General features: G+C 71.3%; 23 protein-coding genes and 2 pseudogenes. 12 read left to right on the top strand and 13 right to left on the bottom strand.

Annotated elements, in window-relative coordinates; translation table 11 throughout:
• The first annotated feature begins 20 nt into the window (after window positions 1-20).
• The 3 genes from F8R89_RS35430 to F8R89_RS35440 all read left to right on the top strand — a co-directional run bounded on the left by F8R89_RS35430 (window position 21) and on the right by F8R89_RS35440 (window position 2,626).
• Window positions 21-1,007 (top strand): NADPH:quinone reductase, encoded by a 987-nt coding sequence (locus tag F8R89_RS35430; RefSeq protein WP_151787860.1) that lies wholly within the window; start codon window positions 21-23, stop codon window positions 1,005-1,007.
• A gap of 118 nt (window positions 1,008-1,125) precedes the next feature.
• Window positions 1,126-1,599: a carboxymuconolactone decarboxylase family protein gene (locus tag F8R89_RS35435; RefSeq protein WP_151787861.1), complete on the top strand. Its 474-nt coding sequence runs from the start codon at window positions 1,126-1,128 to the stop codon at window positions 1,597-1,599.
• A gap of 103 nt (window positions 1,600-1,702) precedes the next feature.
• Window positions 1,703-2,626: an RNA polymerase sigma-70 factor gene (locus F8R89_RS35440; RefSeq protein WP_151787862.1), complete on the top strand. Its 924-nt coding sequence runs from the start codon at window positions 1,703-1,705 to the stop codon at window positions 2,624-2,626.
• Between the two features lie 15 nt (window positions 2,627-2,641).
• Here F8R89_RS35440 and F8R89_RS35445 read toward each other — a convergent pair.
• The 4 genes and pseudogenes from F8R89_RS35445 to F8R89_RS35460 form a co-directional block, all read right to left on the bottom strand.
• Window positions 2,642-4,071 (bottom strand): annotated as a pseudogene (locus tag F8R89_RS35445) (serine hydrolase domain-containing protein).
• Window positions 4,072-4,130: 59 nt separating this feature from the next.
• Window positions 4,131-4,931 (bottom strand): non-ribosomal peptide synthetase, encoded by an 801-nt coding sequence (locus F8R89_RS35450; RefSeq protein WP_318841311.1) that lies wholly within the window; start codon window positions 4,929-4,931, stop codon window positions 4,131-4,133.
• Between the two features lie 418 nt (window positions 4,932-5,349).
• On the bottom strand, window positions 5,350-5,952 hold the full coding sequence (locus F8R89_RS35455) for a LysE family translocator (protein ID WP_264158902.1): 603 nt from the start codon (window positions 5,950-5,952) through the stop codon (window positions 5,350-5,352).
• Window positions 5,953-6,063: 111 nt separating this feature from the next.
• Window positions 6,064-6,939, bottom strand: coding sequence for an NAD(P)-dependent oxidoreductase (locus tag F8R89_RS35460; protein WP_151787865.1), 876 nt, complete (start codon window positions 6,937-6,939; stop codon window positions 6,064-6,066).
• A gap of 449 nt (window positions 6,940-7,388) precedes the next feature.
• Between F8R89_RS35460 and F8R89_RS35465 the strand changes: the two genes are divergently transcribed.
• Together F8R89_RS35465 and F8R89_RS35470 are read left to right on the top strand one after the other, a co-directional pair.
• Window positions 7,389-8,594, top strand: a complete 1,206-nt coding sequence (locus tag F8R89_RS35465) for an NAD(P)/FAD-dependent oxidoreductase (RefSeq protein ID WP_151787866.1) — start codon at window positions 7,389-7,391, stop codon at window positions 8,592-8,594.
• A 5-nt stretch (window positions 8,595-8,599) separates the two neighbouring features.
• A complete protein-coding gene (locus F8R89_RS35470) occupies window positions 8,600-9,511 on the top strand; it encodes an RNA polymerase sigma-70 factor (protein WP_413251284.1) in 912 nt (303 codons plus the stop codon).
• A gap of 38 nt (window positions 9,512-9,549) precedes the next feature.
• Here the strand turns inward: F8R89_RS35470 and F8R89_RS35475 are convergent.
• Window positions 9,550-9,837, bottom strand: a pseudogene (locus tag F8R89_RS35475) (VOC family protein); the annotation flags it as partial.
• Window positions 9,838-10,014: 177 nt separating this feature from the next.
• Here F8R89_RS35475 and F8R89_RS35480 point away from each other — a divergent pair.
• A complete protein-coding gene (locus F8R89_RS35480) occupies window positions 10,015-10,620 on the top strand; it encodes a dihydrofolate reductase family protein (RefSeq protein ID WP_151787869.1) in 606 nt (201 codons plus the stop codon).
• Window positions 10,621-10,630: 10 nt separating this feature from the next.
• Here the strand turns inward: F8R89_RS35480 and F8R89_RS35485 are convergent, their stop codons facing one another.
• The 4 genes from F8R89_RS35485 to F8R89_RS35500 all read right to left on the bottom strand — a co-directional run bounded on the left by F8R89_RS35485 (window position 10,631) and on the right by F8R89_RS35500 (window position 13,449).
• Entirely contained in the window at window positions 10,631-10,957 is a 327-nt protein-coding gene (locus F8R89_RS35485; RefSeq protein ID WP_151787870.1) for an ArsR/SmtB family transcription factor, read from the bottom strand.
• A 266-nt stretch (window positions 10,958-11,223) separates the two neighbouring features.
• Window positions 11,224-11,601 carry a LysR substrate-binding domain-containing protein gene (locus tag F8R89_RS35490; RefSeq protein WP_225994591.1) on the bottom strand — a complete coding sequence of 126 codons (378 nt, stop codon included), beginning with the start codon at window positions 11,599-11,601 and terminating at the stop codon, window positions 11,224-11,226.
• 7 nt (window positions 11,602-11,608) lie between these two features.
• Window positions 11,609-12,484, bottom strand: coding sequence for an aldo/keto reductase (locus tag F8R89_RS35495; protein ID WP_151787871.1), 876 nt, complete (start codon window positions 12,482-12,484; stop codon window positions 11,609-11,611).
• 56 nt (window positions 12,485-12,540) lie between these two features.
• Entirely contained in the window at window positions 12,541-13,449 is a 909-nt protein-coding gene (locus tag F8R89_RS35500) for an NAD-dependent epimerase/dehydratase family protein (protein ID WP_151787872.1), read from the bottom strand.
• Between the two features lie 70 nt (window positions 13,450-13,519).
• On the opposite strand from F8R89_RS35500, the gene F8R89_RS35505 reads away from it, so the two are divergent.
• The 5 genes from F8R89_RS35505 to F8R89_RS35525 all read left to right on the top strand — a co-directional run bounded on the left by F8R89_RS35505 (window position 13,520) and on the right by F8R89_RS35525 (window position 18,437).
• Window positions 13,520-14,488, top strand: a complete 969-nt coding sequence (locus tag F8R89_RS35505; protein ID WP_151787873.1) for a LysR family transcriptional regulator — start codon at window positions 13,520-13,522, stop codon at window positions 14,486-14,488.
• 25 nt (window positions 14,489-14,513) lie between these two features.
• Window positions 14,514-14,663 carry a hypothetical protein gene (locus F8R89_RS36410; RefSeq protein ID WP_192806421.1) on the top strand — a complete coding sequence of 50 codons (150 nt, stop codon included), beginning with the start codon at window positions 14,514-14,516 and terminating at the stop codon, window positions 14,661-14,663.
• Between the two features lie 109 nt (window positions 14,664-14,772).
• On the top strand, window positions 14,773-15,591 hold the full coding sequence (locus tag F8R89_RS35515; RefSeq protein WP_151787875.1) for a hypothetical protein: 819 nt from the start codon (window positions 14,773-14,775) through the stop codon (window positions 15,589-15,591).
• A gap of 69 nt (window positions 15,592-15,660) precedes the next feature.
• Window positions 15,661-16,269: an NUDIX hydrolase gene (locus F8R89_RS35520; protein WP_151787876.1), complete on the top strand. Its 609-nt coding sequence runs from the start codon at window positions 15,661-15,663 to the stop codon at window positions 16,267-16,269.
• A gap of 20 nt (window positions 16,270-16,289) precedes the next feature.
• Window positions 16,290-18,437, top strand: a complete 2,148-nt coding sequence (locus F8R89_RS35525) for a HEAT repeat domain-containing protein (RefSeq protein ID WP_151787877.1) — start codon at window positions 16,290-16,292, stop codon at window positions 18,435-18,437.
• Here F8R89_RS35525 and F8R89_RS35530 read toward each other — a convergent pair.
• The 3 genes from F8R89_RS35530 to F8R89_RS35540 all read right to left on the bottom strand — a co-directional run bounded on the left by F8R89_RS35530 (window position 18,434) and on the right by F8R89_RS35540 (window position 20,077).
• Entirely contained in the window at window positions 18,434-18,829 is a 396-nt protein-coding gene (locus F8R89_RS35530) for a hypothetical protein (RefSeq protein WP_192806316.1), read from the bottom strand. The two genes, F8R89_RS35525 and F8R89_RS35530, sit on opposite strands and share 4 nt — an antisense overlap.
• Before the next feature lie 262 nt (window positions 18,830-19,091).
• Window positions 19,092-19,844 (bottom strand): CbtA family protein, encoded by a 753-nt coding sequence (locus F8R89_RS35535; RefSeq protein WP_151787878.1) that lies wholly within the window; start codon window positions 19,842-19,844, stop codon window positions 19,092-19,094.
• 14 nt (window positions 19,845-19,858) lie between these two features.
• Window positions 19,859-20,077 carry a CbtB domain-containing protein gene (locus F8R89_RS35540; RefSeq protein ID WP_055620396.1) on the bottom strand — a complete coding sequence of 73 codons (219 nt, stop codon included), beginning with the start codon at window positions 20,075-20,077 and terminating at the stop codon, window positions 19,859-19,861.
• A 242-nt stretch (window positions 20,078-20,319) separates the two neighbouring features.
• Between F8R89_RS35540 and F8R89_RS35545 the strand changes: the two genes are divergently transcribed.
• Entirely contained in the window at window positions 20,320-20,916 is a 597-nt protein-coding gene (locus F8R89_RS35545) for a histidine phosphatase family protein (RefSeq protein WP_151787879.1), read from the top strand.
• Window positions 20,917-20,936: 20 nt separating this feature from the next.
• Here the strand turns inward: F8R89_RS35545 and F8R89_RS35550 are convergent, their stop codons facing one another.
• Window positions 20,937-21,734: a class I SAM-dependent methyltransferase gene (locus F8R89_RS35550; protein WP_151788419.1), complete on the bottom strand. Its 798-nt coding sequence runs from the start codon at window positions 21,732-21,734 to the stop codon at window positions 20,937-20,939.
• Between the last annotated feature and the right edge of the window lie 91 nt (window positions 21,735-21,825).

Below are 21,825 nucleotides of genomic sequence, written 5' to 3' on the forward strand. Positions count from 1 at the left end.
CCACCTGAGGAGAAGAACCGATGAAGGCGGCCTTCCACGACCGTTCCGGACCCGCCAGGGACGTACTGAGAGTGCTCGACGTCGAGCGTCCCGAACCCGGCCCCGGCCAGGTCCGCGTCCGTGTCGCACTCAGCGCGATCAACCCCGGCGACATGTTCCTGCGCCGGAACGCGACCCCGCAGGACTTCCGTCCCGTCGGCGAACACACCGGCCGTATCCCGCACCAGGACGGCACCGGGACCATCGACGCGGTCGGCCCGGGCGTCGACCCCGGCCGGATCGGTGAACGCGTGTGGATCTGGATGGCCGGCGCCGGCCATCCGTGGGGCACCGCCGCGGAATGGACCGTGCTGCCGTCCGAGCAGGCCGTCGCGCTCCCGGACGGCGTCTCCGACGAACTCGGCGCCTGCCTCGGCATCCCGGCGATGACCGCACACTGGTGCCTGCACGCAGACGGCTCACCGCGCGACCGCACCGTACTCGTCGCGGCGGGCGCGGGCGCCGTCGGACACTACGCGATCGAACTCGGCCGGCTCGCGGGAGCACGGATCGTGACCACGGTCAGCGGCCCGGAGAAGGCCGCGATGGTCAAGGCGGCGGGCGCGGACCTCGTCGTGAACTACCGTGACGCGGACGCCGCCCGGCAGATCCTCGAAGGGGCCGGACCGGTCGACCGGATCATCGAGGTCTCGCTCAACGACAACCTGGAACTCGACCTGGCCGTGGCGAGTCCGGGAGCCGTCATCGTGACCTACGCGGCGCAGCCCGACGACCCGGCCCTGCCGGTCTTCCGGCTCATGTGGGCCAACCTGGTGCTGCGGTTCGCGCTGTTCCTCACCGAACCGAGGGACGCGCTGCTGCGCGCCGCCACCGAGATCACCGCGGCCCTGGAGGACGGCGCCCTCACCCCCCTGCCGGTGCACTCCTTCAGCCTCGACGACGTGGCGGTCGCCCACGAGGCCGTCGAGAACGGCCTCATCGGGAAGGCCGTACTCGACCTGCGCTGAAGGTGCCGTGCGGGACCGCGGGCCCTGCGGACGTCGTGCGCACCCTGTCGTGTCACAGGCGGGAGGGCTGTCTCGTCTCGGGAGGTGAAGCACACCGACCAACCCGGAGGAACACACGATGGACGCGCGACTGAACCTCTTCGCCGGACCGACCGCCGGCAAGGCGCTCAAGCACTTCATGGCGGTCGGCCAAGGGCTGAAGGAATCGCCGCTGCCGGCCGCGACACAGGAACTGGTGGCACTGCGCGTCAGCCAGATCAACGGGTGCGCCGCCTGCATCGACATGCACACCAAGGAGGCCGCCGCGGCCGGGGAGAGCCCGGTACGTCTGCACCTCGTCGCGGCCTGGCGGGAGGCGACGGTGTTCACCGAGGCCGAGCGGGCCGCCCTCGCCCTCGCGGAGGAGGGGACCCGCCTCGCCGACGCGGCCACCGGGGTGAGTGACGAGGTCTGGGAGCGCGCCGCCCGGCACTACGACGAGGACCAGCTCGCGGCCCTCGTCCTGCTGGTCTCCTTCATGAACACGGCGAACCGGCTGAACATCATCACCCGGCAGCCGGCCGGCGACTACCAGGTCGGCCAGTTCCACTGAGCAAGGCGCCGGCGACACCGCCGACACGGAGGATGATCCGCGAAGGACGCCTGGCCGGCCTCGCCCGGCGGGCCAGGCGCACGGACCACAGGGGGAAGACGGCGTGAGCAGGGTCGAGGAGTTCGAGGAGCTGCGGCCGCTGCTGTTCTCGATCGCCTACCGCATCCTGGGCAGCGTGGGCGAGGCGGAGGACGCCGTGCAGGAGACCTGGCTCCGCTACGACGCCTCCACCACCCGCCCCGTGTCGCCCAAGGCGTTCCTGTCGGCCACGGTGACCCGGATCGCGATCGACGTGCTGCGCTCCGCCCGCGTGCGCCGGGAGGAGTACGTCGGACCGTGGCTGCCCGAGCCGCTGCTGGACGATCCCTACGAGGACCCGGCCCGCGCGGCCGAGCTGGCAGACTCGGTGTCGATGGCGGCCCTGCTGCTCCTGGAACGGCTCAGTCCGCTGGAGCGGTCGGTGTTCGTACTGCGCGAGGTCTTCGCCTTCGGGTTCGACGACGTCGCCGCGGCCGTGGGGCGCTCGGAGGCGGCGTGCCGGCAGCTGCTCGTACGGGCCCGTCGGCACATGAACGAGGGACGGCCCCGGTTCGAAGCGGACCGGCGGGAGCGGCAGGAGCTGGCCAGGCGATTCTTCGCGGCACTGGAGCGCGGTGACGTGGACGGACTGCGGGAGCTGCTGTCCGCCGACGTCCAGCTCGTCGGGGACGGCGGCGGCAAGGCGCCGCAGCTGGCCAGGGCCGTCGCCGGCGCCGACAACGTGGCACGGCTCCTCGCCGCCGTCCACCCGTTCATGGCCGAGGTCGACATCACCTTCGAGACGCGCGAGGTCAACGGCCAGCCGGGCGCGCTGTTCCGCGACCGCGACGGCAAGGTCCTCCACATCCTCGCCCTGGACATCCTCGACGGGGAGATCAGGACGGTCCGCTCGGTCATCAACCCCGACAAGCTGGGCCACCTCGGCCCGGTCGCCGACGCCTGGGCCGTCGACCGGGAAGTGAGGGAGGCCCGCAGGCAGGCGCGATGAACCGTCGCTCCACGCCTACGCGACATCGGGCCGTGTCATCAGCGGCGACCGCAGATGCAGCTCCAGGCGGGGGCCGGTCAGGGGCACCGTGCTCCACGTGGCGGAGGCCCTGCCCGACTCCCCGTCGACGGCCACCCAGACACGGTGGGGAGTGGTGATGACGTAGAGGTCGGCGACGAACGTGCCGCCCTGCCAGGCGCCGGCCGCCACCACGGGGCGACCGAGCGGGGAGCTCTCCCGCCAGTCGCCGTGGCCGACCTCGACGTCGAACAGCGACTCGAACCGTACGAGCCATCCGCCGTCCGTGCTGTCGACGGTCACCGTCGTCCCGTCCGGCAGAGCCGAGGCCTCGGCGGACGCGTCGAGCACGGCGCTGACGGAACCCAGAGCACCGGCCGAACCCGGCACCGGGGACAAGGACAGCCGCCGCAGCCGCTCGGCGAGCATGTCGTCGTCGTCCTGGTCGTCCGTCGGCTGATCCAGGCCGGGCAGCAGGCAGTTCCAGAGGGCATCGAACAGCGCCTGCGCCTCCCCTTCGGCGGTCACGGCGACCACGAGATCGTGCGACGGCACCACCACACACTGCTGTCCGAAAGCGCCGTGCCCGTGATACCCGTGCCGTGACATCCAGAACTGGTAGCCGTAGCCGCAGGAGAAGTCGGCCTGGTCGGTTCCGTCCTCGAACGGCTCGCAGTCGATGTGCCGTCTCGTCGCGAGCTCCACCCACGCGCGAGGGACGAGCTGCTGACCACGCCACGCGCCTCCGCGCAGAAGCAGCTCACCGAACGCGGCGACGGCCTCCGTCGTGAGGTGCAGTCCGTGGAACCCGAAGACCGCACCGCTCCTCACCCGGTCCCATTCGGCGTGATCGACGCCCATCGGCTTGAAGAGGCGGTCGTCGAGGAAGCCGTCGAGGCCGCGGCCTGTGACCGCCTCCACGATCCGGGCCAGGAGGAAGGTGGTGGAGTTGTCGTAGGTGTGCCGCGTCCCCTCGGGAACGGCGAACGGCAGCCTCAGGAAGCCCTTCACCAGGTCGTCCGGTTCCCGCTCCCATGCGTCGGCCAGGCTGTCCGTGGGATGGCCGGCCGTCATGGACAGCAGATGGTGGACGGTGATCCGGCGCGCCTGCCCGGTGATGCCTTCCGGGAATGGCCGGGCAGCACGTCCACCACCCGGTCGTCCAGGGAGAGCAGCCCGTCGGCGATGGCCAGGCCCACAGCCACCGACGTGAACGACTTCGTCAACGAGTACAGCAGGTGCGGCCGTTCGGCGGAGTACGGCGCCCACCAGCCCTCGGCGACGACGTGCCCGTGGCGCACCACCATGAGGGAGTGGCACTCGATCGGCGCTTCGTCCAGCCGGTCGAGGAGGGCGGCGATCGAACGGGACGACACCCCGGACGCGGCCGGTGTCGAACGCGGCAACAGGGCACGCTGAGAGGCCATTCGGGCACCATAGCCAGACGTCGTCGCGCCACCCAACCGAATATCCCGCCTCTCCGTCGTCAGTGCATCAGCTCGAGATGGCGGTGAAGCGGTGACGCCGGGCAGATGTAGAGCTGCTGGTCGTATCCGCTGCCGATCTGGACTTTGGTGGGCTGATCCGGGTCGTAGGCGTCGGGCCCGATGGACCGCTCGCCGGAGGGCTCGTACGGCTGCCAGCTACTGTCGTCGTCGTCCTCGAACGTCGCGACGGTCATCAGGGCGTCCATGGGGTGGCCGCAGTCGGGACACGTGCGTGGGCAGGGGTCGGTGGCACCCCAGCGGGGCCAGCCGCCGACCTTCCACCCGGGGGCACCGGCAAGCTCGTTGTCGTAATACTGCGGCAGGAACGAGTCCAAGTCGCTCGCGTCGGCCTCCGAGAGCTCCCTGTCGAAGTTGCGCTCGAAGGATGCCCGCAGGTGGGGCATGGCTGAGCCGACCGCATCCGAGGTCCGCCACACGGCCCAGTCGGTGAGCCGGTCCCGGAGCTTCTCGCCCAGCTCGAGGTGGTCCGGGTAGTCGGTGACCTGTTCGGGGTGGAGCAGGCAGGGCTCGGGCAGGTAGTCGTGGAACTGCATCAGGGGCGGCTCGGGCGGCGTCGTGAGGATGTCGGTGACGGCCGCCGCATCACGCCAGTACAACGCGGTCCTGGGCATGATGGGGTGATCGAAGGGACACCACAGGACCTGGAGCAGGTCCGTCCCCCGCGGTGGGTTCAGATCGGGCACGTCCCGCGCATGGAGCTGCGCCACCGGCAGCATCGCTATCGGCTCCTCGGGCGGGCCGACGGGCGGCTGCCCCGGCTCCCTGCGACGGGGGGCCATGCGGAGAAGGGTTTGCCGCTCCTCCTCGGTCAGGTCTCTCACGCGCTCGACGGCTTGGAGGTGCCGCCTCAGCCGTACGTAGGCCGGGGAGGGGGCGGGGTTGAGACCGTCCACGACATGCGGCTCCTCGCAGTACGGCCACGGCTCATCGGCGGGCCACAACAGGGGCCCACCGACGGAGCTGTCCTGCGGCGTGGGCGATCCAGGACGCGGATGCAACCGAGTCGCCGTGCGGGCCAGCGGCGCGAGTCGAGGGAAGACCTCGGTGACGTCGAAGGGGCGCGGCGGAGTGGTCGGAGTGGGCGGAGTGGTCGGAGGGGTCGCAGGGTTCCTCATGACTCCGATCGTGCCAACTGCCACTGACAACGGGCCGGGGCGACGTGACGAGAGGGGCTGCGGCACGGGGCGCGCGGCCGGCTCAGGCCGCCCCCGCGGCGACGCCGAAACCGATGGCGATGAACAGCCACCCGGTGGTCAGCTCCCAGCGACGGCGGATCTTCGGGCGGTCCAGGAGCGCCCGCAGCCGGGCGGCGACGGCGACCAGGGCGAACCAGTACGCGACGCCGACGAGGACGTCCAGGGTGCCGAGCAGGAAGATCTGCCGCGTCGTGGAGCCACCGCCGTCGACGAACTGGGGCAGGACGCTGAGGAAGAACAAAGCCGCCTTGGGGTTGAGCACGTTGGTGAGGAAGCCCTGCGCGAACCCGGACCGCCACCGGCCGCGGGACGCGTCGTCACGGGCCGTCGGTGAGCGGATCGCACGGGCTGTCTCGCGTCCGGCTCGCAGTCGTCGCGCGGCGAGCACCGCGCGGACTCCCAGATGGACGAGATACGCGGCCCCCGCGAGCTTGATCGCGGCATAGACCACCGGTGTACGGGCGGCGATCAGGGACAACCCGATGCCTGCGGCCAGCATGTGCGCACACAGCCCACTCTGCGCACCGAGCGCGGCCGCCCGCCCCTTGCCGGGGTGCTCGGTGGCTGAACGGACGACCACGAGGAAGTCGGGTCCTGGGACCACGTAGGCCACCAGCACCACGCCGAGGAAACCGAGCAGATCGACCGACCTGAGCCCCCCTGCATTCGACGGACCGGTCGAGTACCCCGAGCCCCGGCTCCCACGGGTCCTTTCCTACCGACCGCCCACGGAGGGATCGCTTCCGGCGAGGCCGTCGCCCGCCACGAGGAAACGTTCGAACTCCTCGAGAAGGCGGTCAGATGCCGCCCGCATGGCACTGTGCGTCATGCCCGCGACGTGCGGAGACAGGGTGCAGTACGGATTGTCGGCGAGGGGTGAGGAGAATCCGGCCCCCTCATTCTCGAAGACGTCGACAGCGGCACGAGCAGGCCCGCCGCAGGGATCCCGGAGCGCCCGGTCGAGAGCTTCCTCCCGGACGACGCTCGCCCGCGCCGTGTTGATCAGTACCGATCCCGGCCGCATCAGGCGCAACTCCGCGGCCCCGATCAGTCCTTCGGTCTCGGGCGTCGCCGGCACGTGGACCGACACCACGTCGCAGCCGGTGAGCAGTTCCGGCAGGGTGTCCACCCGCCGTCCCGGCCAGCCCGCCGCCCGTGCAGGCGTGAACCGCGGCGACCCCAGGACCCATACCTCGGCGCCGAAGGCGCGTACGAGTTCGGCGGTGCGCCGGGCGATGGCCCCGGAACCCACCAACCCCACCCGCGCGCCGCCGAGGCTGCCGGCCGGCAGGCCCTCGACAGCGGTACCCCAGGCACCCGCACGCAGATCGCGGTCGCGTCGCGCGGTCTCCCGCAGCGCGTCGAGCATGAGAGAGACGGTCAGTTCGGCGACGGCCCCCGCGTTGGCGCCCGGTGCCGTGCGAACCGAGACCCCGAGACGCCGCGCCGCCGCGAGATCGAAGGTGTCGGTGCCGGCAGCGGCCCTCCCCACGAGCACGAGACGGCGTCGCAGGCCCTCCGAAGGTCGCCCGCTCGAGCACGCTCCGGGTGAGCGGAATGCCCGCCCGGCACTTGAGAACGTGGAAACCACGGCCCCCGTCCTCGAGTTGACGAGCCAGTTCCCCCTCGCAGAAGCCGTCGAACTCCACGGTCTGCCAGCGTGCCGCGATCCGGGCGCGAAGCGAGGCGTCCTTCACGCGCCGGACGTTGACCGTCGGCATCAGGCCGAGATCATCGAGGGCGACGAGCTCAGGAAGCGCCAGCTCCCCGAGGGCAGGGTCGACGACAAGGACGCGAAGGGGCTCGGCATGACGCCGGTCCGGTCGCAGTCGTACCACCGTGCCCCCACCCCAAGTTCACGTTCCGGTCGATCGCCGCGCCACCTACCGACGTTGTCAGAGGCCCACACTGCACCACGCGGACTCGGACTTCGTGACGCCGTTTCCCGCTGTGTCCCGCATCACAGACAGGTCATGTCACGTTCGGGCCCCCTGCTCCCATCTGGTGGTCGTCAGCACGCGGACCGAGGAGGACGGAACGATGAGCACACGTCAGGAGACGGGCACGGCGGGGACGCACCACGTGGTGATCCTGGGGGCCGGATACGCCGGCATGGCGGCGGCCGTTCAGCTCGCGGCGCGGACCAGGCGGCGCGACGACGTGCAGGTGACCCTGGTGAACGCGCAGGAGCGGTTCACCGAGCGCATGCGGCTCCACATGACGGCGACCGGGCAGCAGCTCGCCGAACTGAGCATCCCGGAACTGCTGGAGGGCACCGGCGCGCGCTTCGTGCGCGGCTGGGTGACGGCGGTGGACCCCGATGCGAAGAGCGTCCGCATCGACGACGACCGCCTCCTGACCTACGACACGCTGGTTTACGGCCTCGGCGGTGTCGCCGACACCTCGGCGACACCGGGGGCTGACGAGCACACCTACACCCTGAGCGGCGCCCAGGACGCCGAATTGCTCGCGGACCGCCTGGCGCGGCTGGACAGCGGCACCGTGGTCGTCGCGGGCAGCGGCCTGACCGGCGTCGAATCGGCTGCCGAGATCGCCGAGCAGCACCCGGAACTGAACGTCGTCCTGCTGGGCAGGCAGGAGCCCGGAGAGACCTTGAACCGGAAGGCCAGGACGTATGTGCGCGACGCGCTCTCCCGGTTGGGCGTCGAGGTACGCGCAGGCGTCGACGTGGTGAAGGTGCTTCCCGACGCGGTCGAGTTGGCGGACGGGCAATGCATCGCGGCCGACGCGGTGCTGTGGACGAGCGGCCCACGGACGTCGCCGCCGGCGGCCACCGCCGGAATGACCGTGGACGAGCACGGGCGCATCGTCACCGACGCCGCACTGCGCTCGGTGTCCCACCCCGACGTGTACGCGATCGGCGACGCGGCCGCGATCCGGCAGGGCTACGGCGTCATGCACGGCACCTGCCAGGGCGGCATGCCGACCGGGGTGCACGCGGCGCTGTCGATCGACCGGGTGCTCCGGGGCCGGGAACCCAGGCCGTTCCGGTTCGGCTACTACCACACGCCGGTGAGCCTGGGACGGCATGACGCCGTGGTGCAGTTCACGCGGCCCGACGACAGCCCGCGCCGGTTCTGCCTGACCGGGCGTACGGCCGTCCGGTACAAGGAGACGGTGACCGCCTCGCCCTGGCCGACGTACGGCCGTATGAAGAAGATGCCCGCCTCAGGCGCGTACTGGCCCCGCGGGGGCCGCTTCACCCGTCTTGGGGGGACCAGGTGACCGACGTGACCGACACTCCTGACCAGCGCACCTTCCTCCAGTACCGACGGCTGCTGTTCTCCGTGGCCTACCGTGTCCTCGGCAGCGCGGCCGACGCCGAGGACACGGTCCAGGACGCCTGGTTCAAATGGTCCGGTGCGGACCGCTCACAAGTGGCCGACCCGAAGGCGTACTTGACGAGGATCGTCTCGAACCTGGCGCTGGAACGGTTGCGCTCGGCCCGGCACAAGCGGGAGACCTACGTGGGCCCGTGGCTCCCGGAACCCGTCCTCACCGCGGGGGATGCCTCGGAGGCCGTCCTGGACGCCGAGTCGGTGTCGATGGCCATGCTGGTGGTGCTGGAGACGCTCAGCCCGTTGGAGCGCGCGGTGTTCGTGCTGAAGGAGGTGTTCGGCTTCAGCCACGCGGAGATCGGCGAGGCGCTGGAGCGTTCCGAGTCCGCGGTGCGGCAGGCGGCGCACCGGGCCCGGGAGCACGTGCGCGCCCGGCGCCCGCGCTTCGCCGCCGACCGGGCGCGGCGGCGCGAGGCCACCGAGCGGTTCTTCGCCGCCGCGACGGGCGGTGACGTCAACGCCCTGATGGAACTGCTGGCCCCTGACGTCACGTTGTGGACCGACGGCGGCGGCAAGGTCCGCCAGGCCCTGCGCCCCGTCGTGGGGGCGGGCACGGTGGCGTCCTGGTTCGCGGCCATCGGCACCGTCACCTACCAGGGCGTCGAGCCGGCCGACATGAAGGCGGACCTCGTCGAGATCAACGGTGGGCCTGGGATCGTGTTCAGCGGGCCGGCGGATGTGATCGCGACGGTCACCTTCGACTTCGACGCGGACGGCCGTATCACCGCCATCCACAACGTGGCCAACCCGGACAAGCTCCGTGCCGTCGCCGACGGCACCGCGTACGACCTGTCGTCGCGATGAGTACCGCCGCGCTGCGTAGGGGCTGTGCCACGCGGACCTCAGGCGAAGTCCGCAGGTGTGATGCCGTCCGCGTGTCCCGCGGGCCACTCCACCAGCTCGATCCGGTAGCCGTCCGGGTCCGTGAGCCACGAGGTCTTCGGTCCGTCGGGGCCACCCGAGTGCTCAAGTGGCCCGGGCCTCAGCCCGGCCTCCACGAGCCGCCTCAGAGTGACGGCCAGTTCCTCCACTTGGACGGCGAGGTGGTCGAAACCGCTGCCCACGTCGACCGGCCCGTCGCCGGGGCGGTGGACCAGTTCGAGGGAGGCGGCGGGCTCGTCGGGGAACCTGGGCGGTCGGCGAACTCATCGCACCCACGATCTTCAGCGCCGCACCTCGTACCTGAGGTTCTGCACCCGGTCACCCTGTGTGACCACGGCGCGAAACCCGCGCTGCTGCCGACGAGGCCGCCGCCGATGAGTTTGCGGCCGCCGCGTCGTCTACCTTCCCGACGAAGGGAGCGCACCATGCGCAAGATCATCGTTTGCACGTTCCTGACGCTGGACGGCGTCATGCAGGCGCCGGGCGGTCCGGACGAGGACAAGGAGAGCGGCTTCGAGCACGGCGGCTGGCAGAAGCCCGTGGACGACGACGAGGTCGGCGCGGCCATCGGCGGCTGGTACGACGACTTCGACGCGATGCTGCTGGGCCGCAAGACCTACGAGATCTTCGCGGCGTACTGGCCGAACGCCGATCCCGGCAATCCGTTCACCGCCCGGATGAACAACATGGACAAGTACGTGGCATCCCGGACCCTGACGTCCGTCGACTGGCAGAACTCCCACCTGCTGCAGGGTGACGTCGTCGACGCCGTGCGTGAGCTGAAGGCGTCCGACGGCGGCGCCATCAGCGTCGTCGGCAGCGGCGACCTCGCCCAGACCCTCATGCGGCACGGCCTCGTGGACGAGTACCGACTGACCATCCACCCGGTGATCATCGGCTCGGGCAAACGCCTGTTCGCCGACGGGGCCATCCCCACCGCGCTGGAGCCGGTCAGCGTGACGACGACCAAGGGAGGCACCGTGGTCGGCGTCTACCGCACGAACGGGCAGCCCGTCTACGACAGTTACTGAGGCCGCCGCGTCATCCGGAGTACGGCTCCGCGGTCACGATGGAGTCGATCAGTCCGGGAAACCGCTGGTCCAGGTCCGCCTTGCGCAGGCGCATGTACAGGCCGTTCCCGGTGTCGCGCTGGTGCACGAGGCCGGCCTCGCGGAGCACGCGCCAGTGGTGGGTGCGGCTGGACTTGCTGACGGGCAGGTCGAAAGAGGCGCAGAGGCGCTCCTCCTGGGGGCCGGCGGCGAGTTCGGCGATCACGCGGCGGCGGTTGTCGTCGGCGAGGGCCTTGAGGATCGGCCCGATCGTCAGCTCGCTCACGTCCGGATGCGGTAGCAGCTCGTTCGTGGTCATCGCCTTACCTCTCGCTGGATTTCGTCAACTCTCGCCACCCCTCGACAAGGTACGCCTATCGTCGTACCTTCATGGAGGTACGTCATCTCTCGTACCTTACTCGTGGAGGAGTCATGTCCGCATCCACCCTTCCGCGCCGCCGAGAGCTGTCCCGTCTGCACCGCTGGCTGCGGCGGCTCCTGCTGGCCGAGCACTCGCCGTTCATCTCCCTGTGAGAGTCGGTGTCGCGGCGGGTCCGTCCCGCAAGGGGAGGACCTCAGCGCCGTTCACGGGTGGGCGGCCGCGTAGAGGATGTCGCGCAACCCGGGCAGCGTCTCGCGGTCCTCGCGCCACACCAGGCGCAGGCTGAGGTCGGGCACGGGGAGGGCGAGTTCGACGAGGGTGCCGGCGCCGAGGCTGCCGGCGCCGAGGCTGCTGGCGACGGCGAAGCGCGGCAACAGGGTGACGCCCAGCGCGTGTTCGGCCCACGCGCGCATCACGGGCGCACCGCCGGCGCGCACCCGCCGGGGCCCGGGGCCGAAAAGGTGCTGCCCGGCCAGCCAGAAGGGACACTCGGGGACGTTGACCAGAAGCCGTTCGTCCTCGAGGTCGGCGGCGGTCTGACCGCCCGGTCTGCAACCACCAACCCCGGCGTCGGACTTCACCGCCCGTTCAAGGGCCTTGGAGCTGCCTCAGTTCCCCCGCTTCGAGTTCGATGTCGGTGGCCCCGGCAGAGTCGACGACCGAGGAGGGACGGCTCGCGCCGGGGATGGGAATGACAGCGGGGGAGCGGTGCAACAGCCAAGCCAGGACGATCCGTTGCGGACTGACACCACGGTCGGCCGCGACGCGGTGGAAGGCGGTGCCCGACGAGGCCGGGCCCGACGGGCCGTCCAGGGAACTGCGGGAGATGCCGCCCAGCGGACTCCAGGGCAGGAAGGCGAGACCGAGCCGGGTGGCCAGCTCCAACGTCGCCTCGGCGTCGCGTACGGCGGGGGAGTACCGGTTCTGCACGGAGACCAGCGCGTCCCCGAGGATGGCGTGGGCCCCGCGGATCTGCTCCGAGGTCACGTTCGAGATGCCTACGGCCCGGACGGTCCCGGCGTCCAGGAGTTCGCGCAGCGCGCCGACCGACTCCGCCCACGGCACGGCCGGGTCGGGCTTGTGCAGCTGGTACAGCCCGATGGCCTCCACCCCCAGACGCTTCCGGGAGGCTTCGGCCGCCTGCTTGAGATGAGCCGGCCTGGCGTCCACGGTCCAACTGCCGTCGCCGGGCCGGCCCCGGCCGCCCTTGGTGGCCACCAGGACGTCGGAGGTGTCGCCGCCGTAGCGGGTCAGCGCACGGGCGACCAGGAGTTCGTTGTGGCCGCGCTCAGCGGCGTGCCAGTGATAGCTGTCGGCCGTGTCGATGAGGGTGATCCCGGCATCGAGGGCGGCATGGACGGTCGCGATGGCCCGGTCCTCGTCCGGGCGGTGCTCGATGGACAGGGGCATGGCGCCCAAGCCGATCGCACTGACGGTGAGTTCGCCGATACGGCGGTACTTCATGGTGTTCCGTTTCGTCACTGTGTCTGCTGTCAGGGGGCGGGGGTCGTGGCACGTGCTTACGCCACGACGCCGGGCAACCAGTCGGCGGTACGGGAGAAGGTGAACCCCAGCCGCCGCGCGCGGGAGTTGCTCATGGCGTAATGCCGGTCGAAGGAGAACGGAGAGGCCTCCTCGCCGTCTCGTGCCACCCGATAGACGGGCTCCCGGCCGACCTGGGCGGCTATCACGGCGCACAGTTCCCGTACGTCGATCGGATCCTCCGAGCAGGCGTTGAGCGGGCCGGTGAAGTCGGAGGCCGTGGCCGCCCACCGGAGCAGGTCGGCCAGCTCCTCGGCATGGACAAGCACCGAGGGCAGCACCGTGGGATGCACCGCCACCGGCTTCCCCTCGGCGATTCGCTCGACGTAGTGGGCCAGCCGGCCCGTGAAGTCCCGCGCGCCTCCGCCCAGTACGTGGGCACTGCGGACGGAGGCGAAGGCGAAGGTCCCGTGCCGGGTGAGGACAGCCTCCGCCTGGCGCTTGCCCTCGGCGTAGTGCGCCTCCAGGTAGGCCGCGTCATGCCAGGGCGCGTCCATGTCCACCGGCCAGGAAGCCGGGTCCACGGCGTCCTCCGGCACGAGCTCACCGGGCGAACGGGCGCCGAGTGCCGCCGTGTTGGGGTCGTACGCCTCGATGGTCGACGTCATCACGTACCGCTGCGTACGGCCACGGAAGACGCGCACCGCGATCGCCGCCTGCACCGGGGTGTAGCAGACCTGGTCGACGACGACGTCGAAGGAGCGGGAGGCGAGGGCGGCGGTGAGGGCCTGCTCGTCGTCGCGGTCCACGACCAGGTGCTCGACCCCGTCGGGCGGGGACGACGAGCCACGGTTGACCACCGTCACCCGATGCCCTTCCGCCCTCAGCCGCCGCACCAGGAGCTTTCCGAAATACCGGCTACCGCCGATCACACAGACTCGTTGCATGTCCTCATGCTGCGGACCTAAAGTCGCCAGCAGAAGTGCCCACTTGCTGGTCACCTATGAAGGAAAACTGTTGATCGATGTGCAGCGGCTCCGTGTGCTGCGAAGCGTGGCGGAACACGGCAGCTTCAACCGGGCGGCGACCGCCCTGCACCTGACCCCCTCCGCCGTCTCCCAGCACATCGCCGCGCTGGAACGCAGCCTCGGCGCCCCGGTCGTGGACCGCAGCACGCGCGGCGTCACGCTCACCCAGGCAGGCCGGATCATGGTGGGAGCGGCGGAGTCGGTCGCCGCCGAACTCGCCCACGCCGCACGCGAGATCGACCGGCTGGGGACCGCTCGCGGCCGGCTCACGATCGCCACGTTCACCAGCGGCGGCCAGCACCTCCTGCCGGGCGCCCTCACCCACGTAACGGCCGCGCATCCCGGCACCCTGGTCCACGTCAGAGAGGCCGAGCCCGAGGACAGCCTGCCCCTACTCCGCCAGGGCACGGTGGATGTCGCGCTCGCCTACCACTTCGACGGGCCGCTGCCCCGGCTGCGGGGCCCTGGCCCCGCCGTGGAATGGATCCCCCTCATGGAGGACCCGCTGCATGTCGTCCTCCCCGAGCCCCACCCACTGGCCGCCCGCCCGGTCCTCAACCTCGCCGAACTCGCCGACGAGCCCTGGGTGCTCGGCTGCCTCAAGACCGAGGCGTACCTGCGCCGTTACGCCGAGCACGCCGGCTTCAGCCCGGACGTCCGGGGCAGCACGACGGACCACTTCTTCGCACGCTCCCTCGTGGCGGCGGGCGTGGGCCTCTCCCTGATCCCGACCGTCGCGCTGACGCCTCCACTGCCGGGCGTACGGGCCGTACCCCTCGAAGCCCCGACACCGTCCCGGCACATCGGCGTCGCCGTCCTGCACCGCCCCGGCCGCCCGGAGGTCTCGACCCTGATCGAGGCGCTGCGCCAGTACGCGGAAGCGGGCGCGAGGGCGAGCGATGGGGTGGCGACGACCCCCCGGCCGGCCGACGAAGCGGGAAAGGCGCCGACCGCGTGAGCCGTCCCACCCACGCTGGAGCCTGATGTTCCCGGAACTCCACCCCTATGCCGGCGGCCAGCAGCACTACGCGGCCTACCTGGAGAACGCCGACGGCTTCGAGGTCGAGCTGGTCGCCATCGACGCGCCCCCGAAGACCGACGATCTCGACCGATCCGCAGCGCCTGACCGCTGAACTAATTAATCTCGCACTGATGTACGCGGCTTCGTAAGATCACGGCGCGGGCGTGCCGCGAGGGCAGCGCTCGCCACGAATCCCGGGGAGTTTCATGCGCCGTTCGTCCATGCCTCTTGTGCCGCCTCTCGCGCTCACCGCCGCAGCCGCCGTGCTGCTGTGCGCCGGCTGCTCCGCGACAGACACGCGAAGCGATGACGGGGCTGGGAGCGGGGCGCCGTCCTCCCAGGCGGCGTCGGACGCGCGGTCCGCCGTTCAGGACGCGGTCGCGGCTCTCCGCGAGGACAGCGCAGGGTTCCATCAGAAGATCGAGCTGCAGGGTGACGGTCAGGTGTACCGCCTCACCATCGCCGGCGGGTTCGACTTCGCCGCGGACCGGGGCCACCTGGCGGTCGACCTCCCCGGCGGCGCGATCGACCACAGTGAACAGGTCTTCGCCGAGGGCAAGATCTACGTCAAAGACATCGTGGGGGCCGGTGAGGACACCTGGGGCGTCATCGACCGGGACAGAGCCCAGGCCCACTACCTGCTGCGCGCGCCGCTGAACGACCCCGAGCACGCCCTGCAGCAGACCGCCGCTATGCGCAAGGTCTCCCGCGAGGGCGAGGAGGACGTCGAGGGCGTGCGTGCGGTGCGCTACCGCGGCATCCTCGACCACCGCACCGTCACCCTGCGGATGGACGCGGACGTCCGCGGCAAGATGGACCAGGCCCGGGACATGCTGGGCGGAGACCTCCCTGTCTTCGCGGACGCCTGGGTCGACGGCAAGGGGAACCTGGTGCAGACCCGCATGAGCTCCAACATGTCCGGCGCGCGGGTGACGGTGACGACGGTCCTGAAGGACATCGGCGAGCCGGTCCGGGTGACGGTCCCCCGCTCCGCGGACACGACCCCGATCAGCGAGACCACCGGCATCCTGAACGGCTGAACGGCTGAACGGCTGAAGGGCTGAACGGCCGGGAGGCCCCCTGTCAGACGCCTCTGACAGGATGCGCGGATGACCTCAACGGCCCTCCCGCTCCCCGGACATGACGAAGCGCTGCGAGCCCGCCTGCTGGAACTGGTCGGCACCATCGAACCGTGGGACAGCATCGAGCACACCCACCTGACCACCACCGCGCGGTGGATCACAAGCGGAGCCCCGCTCCACCGGGTCCGCAAGCCCGACGTTCCCGCGATGCACCTGGTGAGCTACTTCGTCGTCCTCGACGCCACGAGCGGCCGACTGCTGCTCGTGGCGCACCGCAAGGCGGGCCTGTGGCTGCCGACCGGCGGTCATGTCGAACCGGGCGAGGACCCGTGGTCCGCGGTGGTCCGCGAATGCCGTGAGGAACTGGGCATCCCGGCCACCGCATCGCCGATCACCGGTGAGCGCCCCTTCTTCCTCACCGTCACGGAGACACGCGGGCCGGGCGTCCACACCGACGTCTCGCTCTGGTACCTCCTCTCCACCGACGCCGACAGCGTCACCTCCTACGACGAGGAGGAGTTCGACGCGATCCGATGGCTGACCGCCGAAGAGGTGCTCGAGGAGCCGGTGGAGGTGCTCGACCCCCACATGCACCGCTTCACCCACAAGTTGCGGCACGCCCGGCGTTGTCAGTGACGCCTGGCATGGTTCGGATCATGCTCGACGGAATCCACGACATCGACTGGGCATCCCTGACGCACGCATACGGTTCGGCCGAGGAGGTGCCGGCGCTGCTGAGGGCGCTGCGTTCCCCGGACGCCGAGGAACGCCGTACGGCCCTCGACCGCTTCTACAGCGCCGTCCACCACCAGGGCAGCGTGTACCCGGCGACGGCGGCCAGTCTGCCCTTCCTGTTCGAGCTGGCCGTCGACAGCGCCACGCCCGACCGGGCCTCTGCCGTCGCCCTGCTGGTGAGCATCGGCCGGGAGTCCCTGGACCGGGGCTTCGAAGAGGACGGCACCGAGGTCGGCTACTACCCGCCGATGGGCTGCGGGCAGTCCGTCGCCTTCCTCCGCGAGCGGGGCGAACGGTTCGCCGAACTCGCCCGTGATCCCGATCCGGACGTACGCCTGGCCGCCATCGGCGCGGTCGGGCTCTTCCTGGACGACGCCGACCGGGCCGCCGAGGTGCTGCACGAGCGACTCGCCGTCGAGGAGGGCATCTCCGCACGGCTGCGGATCGTGGACACTGCGGCCGCCCTGGCGCTACGCCTCCCGGAGGCCGCGCCACCGATCACGGACTGGCTCACCGGGCTCGCCGCGGACACGGCCCAGGACCCGGCGATCCGGCTCGCGGCCCTTATCCAGCGGTTCCGCTGTACTCCGGACGACATCGGCGAGGACCTTGTGGCGGACGCCGTCGACCTGTTGCGCGCAACCGTCCACGATCTGCCCGCACGGCACATCGCACCGGCCCACAGCCGCCCGGAGGCCCTGGCGGCCCCGGCGGACGGGGTCCCGCCCCAGATCGTCGCAGCCTTCGCCGACCTCGACCGGCACGCACGCGTCCACGCGCCGACTACGGCCTTGCTGCGTTCGTTCCACGAGGTCCTGGGCGACCGCGTGCCTGAGCGGACCGCCGTGCTGGCCGAGCAGGTGAACAGCCCCGCCCCCGGTGCCCGCCTGGACGCCGTCCGTATGAGCGGGGAGCTGATACGGGGCTGGCGTGGGGACCACACCCAGCTCCTCCTGCTGGTCGCCGATCAGCTCACCACGCCGGACCAGGAAATCGCGGCCGAGGCCGCCACCGTCCTGGAGTGCTGCCACCTGATCGCCGCCCCGGCCCGGGAGGCACTCGCCGCCCACGTCGAGGCCCACCTCGCCCTCCACGGCCCGGACGTGTGGATGACGTCCGACGCGCTGGTGCGCCGAAGCCACCAGGAGGCCGTACGGGCTTTGGCGCGCCAGGGTGACACGCGTGCCGTCCCGAGTCTGCTGGTCGCGTTGGACGCCGACGCCGACGCCGACGCCGACGCCTGGCGTGCCATCCAGGTGGCAGGTCATCTGCCGCGGGCGGCGGACCAGTTGGTGCCCAGGCTCTGCGATCACCTGCGCCGCCTCGACCTGTCCCAGCAGTGGACGGCCATGGGCGCCAACGCGATCATGACCGCCCTCACCACGCTCGGCGGCACCGCTGCGGTCAGCGTGCTGACGGAGACGCTCGACGCCGCCGTACGCCATGAGCAGCACGGAGTCACGCGGTCGGCGCTGGGGGCGCTGCGGACGTTCGGGTCGACGGCTGCCGGCGCGACGGACATGATCCGTGCGCTGACCACCTCCACCGACGCGCACGTACGTCCCGCCGCCGTCGCCGCGCTCTGGGCCGTCGGACGGGACCTGACAGACCTGACCGACGAGGTCATGCCCCACCTGCTCGACATCCTCGACGACCGCATCAGCTTCCCCATCAGCGACGACGTGGCAGACCTGCTCGGAGAGATGGGGCCCTCCGCGGCCGCCGCCCTGCCACGACTGCGCAAGCTCCTCACCCACGACTACGAATGGGTCCGGGTGCACGCCGCGGCCGCGCTCTGGGCGGTCGGAGGGGAAGCCGAGGCACCGGCCGTCCTCGACGTCCTGATACAGGCCATGGCGCAGAATCCGGCGACGGCCAACCACGTCGTGACCTGCCTGGACCGCATGGGCGCCCTGGCCGCACCCGCCCTGCCCCTGCTCCGCGAGCAACTGGCCGAACCCCGGCGCGGCGGCAGATTCCAGGACATCGCCCACGACGAGGAACTCCAGCGCGTCAGCCGTCGTCTCATCAGCCGCCTCGATCCGCACGCCCTCGCGGGGCACGGCTAGTGAGCGGCGTCGGGGTCGACCTCGGGATGCGTGAACCGCACGGGCTTGCCGAGTGACCGGGCGTAGGCGATCTCGGCCCGGGTGCTGTCCCCGATGTAGTCGCCGACCACGAGGACCTCGTCGGCGAGCCGGATCTTCGCCCGGTGCAGCTCGTCCAGCCGCAGCTTGAGAGCCTCGGCCTGATCAGGGTCCGACCAGAGCGGGTTCGGCGACTTCAGGTCGCACCCCGGCTTGACGACGATCCTCCCGGCTTCGGTCTCCCGCACATCGGCCTGGCCCATCTCGGACATGAACCGGGTGGAACCGCAGATGACGACGACGGGCGGAAGTCCCAACTGCTCCTTAACTTCCGTGAGTCTCCCCTCGGGAGTGAGCGGTACCGGCCGTGACACTGGTTCCTCCTGGTCGGGTGCCTTCGAGAGGCGGGCGCGAGCGATTCCCGGCGGCGGTTGGACGGAACAGGCCGCGATCGCGAAGGGTTGCGGTTCATTATGAACGGCGTCCAGACGAGCTGGAGGCAGCGGCCCCGAAAGGCCAACATAACCACGCCCGCCGGAACCGCACCGCACCGCCCGAGCCGCACCGAGCCGCGCCGCACCGCAGCGGCGGGGTCACTGGGCGCGCCCCCAGTGACCCCACCGCCCGTGGTCCCGTTCAGACGGCCAGCGGGGCGACCTTCTCGCGGGCCTGCCTCGGCTCCAGGACGCGTTCGGCCAGGAAGCCGAAGAACAACCCGAAGGCGGCCCACAGGACGGCCTGGATGCCGATCGAGGCCACCCGGAACTCCCACAGGTCGGTCGCCGGGAAGCCCTTGGGGGTGTTGTCCCCCGGCGGCAGCACGGCCATCACGACCGCCACGACCGCGACGAAGGCGACGCCGGCGGCGATGGAGGCGTTCCAATTGCCCCACGCCGGGGCGAGCTTGCGCCCCAGCAGGATCGCCGCGATGCCCAGCAGGACACTCAGGGCGATCATCCCCACGAACAGGATGGTCCGCTTGCCGATGGTGTCGGGATTGCCGACGGCGGGCGGGTTCGCCGGGTACTTCAGAATCGGCAGCAGGTACAGGAGCAGGAACCCGGCCAGCGCGGTGAGCGCCGCCGTGGACCGCGCCCCGAACCGGCCGATACGGCCCAGCGCGAAGCAGAACGCGAGCGCCGCGATGCCGCCGATGGCGACACCGAAGACGAGCACGCCCGTGGCGAGACCGGCGGTCGACTGCACGCCGCGGCTGACGAGTGCCTCGCCGCCGTGGCCGTGTTCATGGGAACCGGCCTCCTCGAACGCGATGGCCGCGTCCACGGGGCCTTCCCCGACCAGGAAGGCGAAGACGAAGGCGAGCACGCCGGCGCCCAGGCCGGCGAGCATGCCGCGCACCAGCAAGGTGCGTACGGTGACGGAGTTCATCGAGGACGGCTCCGTCAGTGGCAGGGGAAGCCGAGGAGGTGCCGGGCGTCGTGCACCCACTCGTGCACGCCCTCACCGGAGACCAGGGCGGTGGCACCCTGCTCGGCACCGACGAAGTACAGCAGGACCAGCATCAGGACGCCGACGAAGACGGCCCAGGGGGCGACCGCCCGCAGCGGCAGCGGCGCGAGGGTCTGGGTGGTGGGGGTGGGGGCGGCAGTGGACTGCGCCATGGCGAGACCTCCTCGGGAACTACGCGTCCCGCGTCGTGTGGAGCACTCGACGACAGCGTTGGGTCTGACTCACCGCCCCACCTGGCTGGCGGGGTGGCACACAGTGGCGCGACCGTGCCGGGCTTGCACCGGACTTCCGTAGCGCTGTCGTCCTTGTCGCCCCAGATGGTAGGGGCAATGCGCAGTTCGGCCAACATGGCGTACGCCACCTACGATGAACCGACCTCGCGGAAAGGCCCCCCATGACCATCCGGCTCACGCTGCTGCGCGCCGCGGCCCCGACGGAACGCGACGTGCGGTTCGGCGGGGACACGCCGTTGGACGAGAGGGCCCTGGAGCAAGTCCGAGGAATGGCCGGATCGTTGCCGTCGCCCGGCACCTGGCTCACGGCGCCTTCCCAGCGGTGCCGGCAGACGGCGTGGGCCCTTGCGGGGGACGCCGTCGCCGTCGAACCGGTCCTGCGGGACATGGACATGGGCGACTGGCAGGGCCGGAGCCCGGACGAGGTCGCGGCCGCCGATGGGACCGGGCTCGCCCGGTGGATGTCCGATCCCGAAGCGGCACCGCACGGCGGCGAGTCGGTGGCGCGGCTGTGCCGCCGGGTCTCCGCCTGGCTGGAGGGGCTGCCCGACGACTCGGGCGGCCGAGTCCTGGCCGTCGTCGAACAGGCCGTGGCCCGGGCGGCGTTGCTGCATGCGACAGGTGCGCCGCAGCAGTCGTTCTGGCGCATCGACGTGCCGCCGCTCGCCGCCGTCCAGCTCACCGGCAGATCCGGCCGCTGGAACCTGCGGATCCCCACCGTCGGGAGCGGTCAGCAGCCCCAGCCGGAGGAGCAGTAAGCAGCCACAACTCGCCGATGTCAGGGACGACTCACTCGGAAGCCTGAGAGGCCTGCTCGCGGGGCGGCACGGAAGACGTAGGCGGTCATGGCCGCGGCGACCGGCCCCGGGCCCAGCCGGGCTGTCATCTCCTCGATCACCGCGGCCCGGACGGCCGGTCCGTCGCCGTGCGCCTCGACGGCCGCGCGCACGGGCGTCCCGGTGAGATAGCCGGTGGCGAGGTCGGTGGTCGAGTCGGCCCGGCCCGTGAGCGTGAGCTCCCGCTCGTCCTCGACGGCGAACCCGGCGGCGGCCAAGTCGGCGGTGACGAGGGAAGGATCGGCGTATCCGTGCGGAACCGTCCGAAAGAACTCGGGCGGATCGACGGTGAACGCCCGCTCCAACCCGGCCTGCAGCGCGACCTCGAAGCCATGCTTCTCCAGCGGACCCCAGGTGTTGAACAGGAACCGGCCGCCCGCGGCCAGTACCCGGCCGACCTCGCCGAAGGCCGCGACGCGGTCGGGGAAGAACATCACGCCGAACTGGCAGACCACCAGGTCGAAGCCTCCGTCCGGGAACGGCAGCCGCTGCGCGTCGGCCCGCCGCCACATCGCGCCCGGGGCGCGTGCCGACCCGAAGGCGACCATGGCTTCGTTGAGGTCGGTGGCCGTGACGTGGGCCGACGGCAGGGAAGCCAGCAGTCCGGCCGTCAACGCGCCGGTACCGGCGGCGAGTTCGAGAACGCGCCGAGGGCGCAGCGCCGCCGCCCGGTCGGCCAGGTCCTTGGCGAAGGGGCGGAAGACGACCGGGACGAGGTACTGCTCGTACGCGGCCGGCATGGATGCGGACCAGTGCCGGTCGGCATGGACTCCAGTCACCTTCACGACGGTAGCGCCGCATGAAGGAACCGGCTCCTCGAGCGCACGGATC

Source organism: Streptomyces sp. SS1-1, from assembly GCF_008973465.1.
Taxonomy (GTDB): Bacteria; Actinomycetota; Actinomycetes; order Streptomycetales; family Streptomycetaceae; genus Streptomyces.

Excerpts from the sequence above, each read along its gene's own strand:
- F8R89_RS35430 (WP_151787860.1), top strand. The coding sequence starts at position 21 with ATGAAGGCGGCCTTCCACGACCGTTCCGGACCCGCCAGGGACGTACTG.
- F8R89_RS35435 (WP_151787861.1), top strand. The coding sequence starts at position 1,126 with ATGGACGCGCGACTGAACCTCTTCGCCGGACCGACCGCCGGCAAGGCG.
- F8R89_RS35450 (WP_318841311.1), bottom strand. The coding sequence starts at position 4,931 with ATGGCCCCCCGTCGCAGGGAGCCGGGGCAGCCGCCCGTCGGCCCGCCC.
- F8R89_RS35465 (WP_151787866.1), top strand. The coding sequence starts at position 7,389 with ATGAGCACACGTCAGGAGACGGGCACGGCGGGGACGCACCACGTGGTG.
- F8R89_RS35480 (WP_151787869.1), top strand. The coding sequence starts at position 10,015 with ATGCGCAAGATCATCGTTTGCACGTTCCTGACGCTGGACGGCGTCATG.
- F8R89_RS35485 (WP_151787870.1), bottom strand. The coding sequence starts at position 10,957 with ATGACCACGAACGAGCTGCTACCGCATCCGGACGTGAGCGAGCTGACG.
- F8R89_RS35495 (WP_151787871.1), bottom strand. The coding sequence starts at position 12,484 with ATGAAGTACCGCCGTATCGGCGAACTCACCGTCAGTGCGATCGGCTTG.
- F8R89_RS35500 (WP_151787872.1), bottom strand. The coding sequence starts at position 13,449 with ATGCAACGAGTCTGTGTGATCGGCGGTAGCCGGTATTTCGGAAAGCTC.
- F8R89_RS36410 (WP_192806421.1), top strand. The coding sequence starts at position 14,514 with ATGTTCCCGGAACTCCACCCCTATGCCGGCGGCCAGCAGCACTACGCG.
- F8R89_RS35515 (WP_151787875.1), top strand. The coding sequence starts at position 14,773 with ATGCCTCTTGTGCCGCCTCTCGCGCTCACCGCCGCAGCCGCCGTGCTG.
- F8R89_RS35520 (WP_151787876.1), top strand. The coding sequence starts at position 15,661 with ATGACCTCAACGGCCCTCCCGCTCCCCGGACATGACGAAGCGCTGCGA.
- F8R89_RS35525 (WP_151787877.1), top strand. The coding sequence starts at position 16,290 with ATGCTCGACGGAATCCACGACATCGACTGGGCATCCCTGACGCACGCA.
- F8R89_RS35535 (WP_151787878.1), bottom strand. The coding sequence starts at position 19,844 with ATGAACTCCGTCACCGTACGCACCTTGCTGGTGCGCGGCATGCTCGCC.
- F8R89_RS35540 (WP_055620396.1), bottom strand. The coding sequence starts at position 20,077 with ATGGCGCAGTCCACTGCCGCCCCCACCCCCACCACCCAGACCCTCGCG.
- F8R89_RS35545 (WP_151787879.1), top strand. The coding sequence starts at position 20,320 with ATGACCATCCGGCTCACGCTGCTGCGCGCCGCGGCCCCGACGGAACGC.
- F8R89_RS35550 (WP_151788419.1), bottom strand. The coding sequence starts at position 21,734 with ATGCCGGCCGCGTACGAGCAGTACCTCGTCCCGGTCGTCTTCCGCCCC.